3 protein-coding genes are annotated in these 3,556 nt (G+C 59.3%); 1 reads left to right on the top strand and 2 read right to left on the bottom strand.

Going from position 1 to position 3,556, the window contains the following annotated elements; genetic code table 11:
- Window positions 1-813: inverse autotransporter beta domain-containing protein (locus tag EOA23_RS32755; protein WP_245474421.1), on the bottom strand; the 813-nt coding region annotated here is incomplete at its 3' end.
- A gap of 389 nt (window positions 814-1,202) precedes the next feature.
- Between EOA23_RS32755 and EOA23_RS32750 the strand changes: the two genes are divergently transcribed.
- Entirely contained in the window at window positions 1,203-1,667 is a 465-nt protein-coding gene (locus tag EOA23_RS32750) for an invasion associated locus B family protein (RefSeq protein WP_245474420.1), read from the top strand.
- Window positions 1,668-3,034: 1,367 nt separating this feature from the next.
- Here the strand turns inward: EOA23_RS32750 and EOA23_RS32740 are convergent.
- Window positions 3,035-3,556 (bottom strand): class I SAM-dependent methyltransferase (locus tag EOA23_RS32740; protein ID WP_127307111.1); only part of this gene is annotated, 522 nt, incomplete at its 5' end.

The following is a 3,556-nucleotide window of genomic DNA, read 5'->3' as shown; positions in this document are numbered from 1 at the left end:
GGTGGAGACAGGTTCGGGCTCGTCATCGGCGGAACTGCCCTTGCCGGGCGCGTTGAACGGCACCGTCAGCCGGACGCTGCCGGCGAATTGGGTGTTGTCGCGATTGTCGTTGCGCACCTCGCCGGTGAAGGTCAGCGACGTACCTTTGCCGATGACGTCGCCGAAGGTGTACTCGATCCCCGCCTTGACGCCGGTGGTCGCGTGGTCGTCGCCATCCGGATCGGCGAAATGATAGGCGCCGACATCGAAGCGCAGCGACTGGTTTTCCGGCAGGTCGATCGGCGCCTGGACGCCGACCTCGCCCTCGATGCCCCATGCGGCATAGGTGCGGTGGTCGATCGTCGAAATCTCTTCGAGCAGCTGATTGCCGACGAGCGACAGCGTCGAATCGGTGCCGTTCGAGCCGCGGTCTTTGCTGATCGGCAGGTAGACGTTGACATGCGCATCGTATTTCGAGGTGATCGCCTCGAGGCCGAGCGTGGTCGCGACGAACTGGTGGCTGGTGTCGTTCTGGATGTTGAGATAGGCGTAGCCGCCGATCATCAGATCTGGATTGACGATGCGGCGCACGCCCAGGCCGACATCCTGGCCGAAGCCATTGTCGAAATCATATTTGGAGCGGACGTCGAGGAAGAGGACCGATTCGAGGTTCTGCTTGATCGGCAGGAAACCTTCGAGCGCCGAATAGCCGCTGTTGGAGTTGGCGCCGATGATGGCGCGGACCTGTGGCTGCCACAGGCCGGCATCCTCGGCATGCGCGGTCATGCCCGACAAGGCGAGAGCGACGGTCGTCAGGGCGGAGGTGCGTAGCAAAATCCCTGAGCGACGGGATGCAGCCAATGCTCCCCCGCGCCACATTTGGCGCCCGGCGGTATTTCTCCGACGTTCAGTCAGCCCCGTGCGCGAGCGCATCTACCCGTCCCGGCTGCCGCCATGCTCTACCATTGGAGCGGCGGATACTTGCTGTACTACATGGTATTGCGCTGCGTTTAACGGTTGCGGTAGCGTATTATCACAGAAATTAGAGTCATGTTGCAGTTGAGCAACATCGGCTTTGCGTGCAGCGACTCGGACTCGACTAAGCCGACTATAAATTCAGAAAATTGATATAGGACGATTGGAGTATATTAGTTATGCTTAATGTACGGAGATGGCGTGGATACCTTCCGGCTGCCTTTTGCTCGCTTTTTCTGCTTACTGGCTTGGCCAGGGCGGAGAACGCAAAACCCGCCGAGACCAAACCGCCGGAGGCTAACCCGTGGGCGGTCAACTGCTCCTCGGGGTCGACCGGCACCGAGCTGCAGTGCCAGGTTTCGCAGAACCTCACCGAAGCCAAGACCGGCCAGCGCGTGCTGACGGTCACCGTGCGCCGCCAGCAGGGCGCCGCCGGCTTTGCCATGCTGCTTGCCCTCCCGCACGGCCTGTTTCTGCCTTCGGGGACCTCCTACCAGATCGACAGCGGCAAGAAGGCCACCGTCGCCATCCAGACAAGCGACCAGAACGGCGCCTATGCCGCCGTGCCGCTGGCGCCGGAATTGATCAAGGCGATGCGATCGGGGACGACGCTGAACATCGGCATGGAATCGGTGACGCGCAAACCGGTGACTATTCCGGTTTCGCTGAAAGGCTTCGGCGCAGCAATAGACAAGCTCGAAGCGACCAAGTAGGCGGCCGGAAATTGCCCGGCTGCGAGTTCGAAGCCGGCTGGGGCTATGCAGAAGACCTTCGCACCTCGCTGTCATCTGACAAAACTTGCGAACAGGCCAGCAACCTTGTCGCTCCGGAATTCGATCGCAGTCGCAGGGCAGATCGTTGGCGTCGGATGCAAAGGGTCGGCTCTAGTCGTGGCTATCTTGAAAGCCGACGTTCCGCATTCGGCCCAAAGCCGTCACCAGACCATTTCATAATCAGAGGCCGACTGGGGGTTCTCGTAAGTTTTCGTACCTTCTGCATTGCGGCCTCCGCTCGAATTGCGCGTGCACAACAAGGACGGTGGGTGTCTCGATCCGCAATGGTGCAAACGTCATCGCATTCCATTCTGAGGGATGGGTCGGTAGAGGGCTACCGCCATTATACCTTGCAACCGACTTTCGTCTGTTGACCGGATTTCGCAAGCAGGCTCGATAGGCTCAAAATCCTGTCCCGCAACCAATTTTATCATAAATCAATTACCGTCCCGGTCTGACCGGGGCGGTTTTTGCGCTTACAAGGACCGCCGCCTGGGGAGACCAGCCTGGCTTAGTCGAAGGCGGGCAAGGCTCTGAAATCCAGTGGTGTGATTAATTTGGCCCGGCTGCAATGTGGCCGGGCTACTCCGCTTGGCTGACTAGCTGAGCGACTGAGGTCCCAAATCGCCAAGCATAGGTCCAAGTAAGTTTGCTGGCTCAACATGGTTACCGTAACGTCAACACGGCGCATCCATTTCGGGTGCGCAGGGTGAAGGGGCGTGTTCATGAGGTTCGCTATTTCGATTGGCGCAGCTATCGTACTGGCCATGACTGGTGCTGCCGTTGCGAAAGAAAAGAAGGTGGCCGTAAAGCAGGGCGTGAGCCTGTGTTCCACAACCGCAAACGATAAGGTCGCCCCGAAACTTGATTGCAAGTCGACAGGGACCGTTCCGCAAGTATCGAATGGATCCCAAAATGCGCAGGAGCCGCGATTGGGGTACAGTTCCAGCCCATGGTTCGTTTTATCCGGCTTCTGAATAGCCGATCGGTTGCGCGACGTTTGCCGGCCCGGGCCACTAAGGCGGCCTGTTTTTTTGCTACGGGAGACGGGGAACGTGAAGTCGGGATCCTGGTTCTCATGTCAGGGCCTAGGCATTTCCCCAACAAATGGCCCCTTCGTCTCAGGTAACCGACTGCTTTGATCCCCAACCTGCCCGCAAAGGGCCACTACGCCCATTATCCCGGTCTCAGCAATCGGATTCTACCCGATAGCGGAGGAGGGTTTGGAGCTGGAACTCGCGCCATAGAGCGCAATAGGGTGAGCGGCACTTAAACCGGCATCGCGCAACAGCGCTTTATACCTTCGCTCAGGCTAGACGACGGGCGACAATGGCCTCGAGTGTGATCTGGTTAGTCTCGAGCATGCTCACCATGCTGCGTGACTTGAGGCTTGCTCCCTGTCCCTGCAACAGGTGCAGGCCGAGCGGCGGCGGGCCGCCAGCTGCTGATTGCGCCACCAATCTTTCCCGATGATGTTTGAGGGCACCTTCACGCCGATCTTCCTCGCGGATAATCTCAAAGCCCGCATTGTCGAGAAGATCGCGCATTTCTCCCGTGGTCACAAGAAAACTCGTCTCCTCCGTCTCGGCCCACGGTAGCGGAAACAACAGACCCTCTTTTGGCCCCTTCATCACGTCATAGATTGCAAACATCCCCCCCGGTTTCAGCACGCGCGCGATTTCAGCATACAGGCGCGGCCGGTCGGCGATATTCATCGCAACGTGAAACGTCACCGCGGCATCGAATGTGGCGTGCGGCCAAGGCAGGGCGAGAGCGCTGCCGACGTGGAGCTCAACCCTATCGGCAAGGCCAGTCCGCTGGGTCAGCAT

The sequence above is a fragment of the Mesorhizobium sp. M2A.F.Ca.ET.042.01.1.1 genome (genome assembly GCF_003997405.1).
In the GTDB taxonomy this organism is placed as follows: Bacteria; Pseudomonadota; Alphaproteobacteria; order Rhizobiales; family Rhizobiaceae; genus Mesorhizobium.
Note: the sequence above shows the minus strand (reverse complement) of the source record. Positions and strands in the feature narration are given on the sequence as shown.